Genomic DNA, 516 nt, shown 5'->3' with positions numbered 1-516 from the left:
CGCACCCTAGGTCTGTAAGATATCCACAAAACTGAAAAAGGATGTAAGGGATTTTGTCGAAAAATATTTTTTGGACACCCCTGAGAGGCCGAAAAGCCTTGATAGATCAACATTTCTAGAGGGAGGAGTTTAATAATGGCATTACCAGATCGTTTAATGGATATTTTCAAAAACAAACAAGCCTCTTATAAAATGGTTCTGATTCTTTCTTTGTTAGATTCAATAGATGAGAGAGGTTTAGCGTCTTTAGATCAAGTATCTGACCGTTTTGCCCGATTTTATATTGATAGAAGAAAGAAGGGCTTAATCGTTGAAAAAGGTGACAAGGAAATTTTGAAGTATAACCACTCCCAAATCCACAGGGTTAAGAATTTAATATTAAAAAATCCGGCTCTTCGCTATTTACTGTGGAATTAGCAAGAAGTAGAGAAGATTATCCTTGTCAGCTTTTCATAGTATCTCTATTCTCGGGAGAGCCCTCAAGCCCAAACCGCTTGACCGCTCTCCCGAGAATAG

The 516-nt window shown here is 38.0% G+C and carries 1 protein-coding gene; it reads left to right on the top strand.

The genetic code is table 11. From position 1 onward, the window contains the following. The first annotated feature begins 135 nt into the window (after positions 1 to 135). Positions 136 to 417, top strand: coding sequence for a hypothetical protein (locus IEW48_RS16935; RefSeq protein ID WP_188624737.1), 282 nt, complete (start codon positions 136 to 138; stop codon positions 415 to 417). Positions 418 to 516 lie beyond the last annotated feature (99 nt).

Source organism: Caldalkalibacillus thermarum (assembly GCF_014644735.1).
Classification (GTDB): Bacteria; Bacillota; Bacilli; order Caldalkalibacillales; family Caldalkalibacillaceae; genus Caldalkalibacillus; species Caldalkalibacillus thermarum.
The sequence above is the reverse complement of the archived record's forward strand: the minus strand, read 5'-3'. Positions and strand labels throughout refer to the sequence as shown.

Excerpts from the sequence above, each read along its gene's own strand:
- IEW48_RS16935 (WP_188624737.1), top strand. The coding sequence starts at position 136 with ATGGCATTACCAGATCGTTTAATGGATATTTTCAAAAACAAACAAGCC.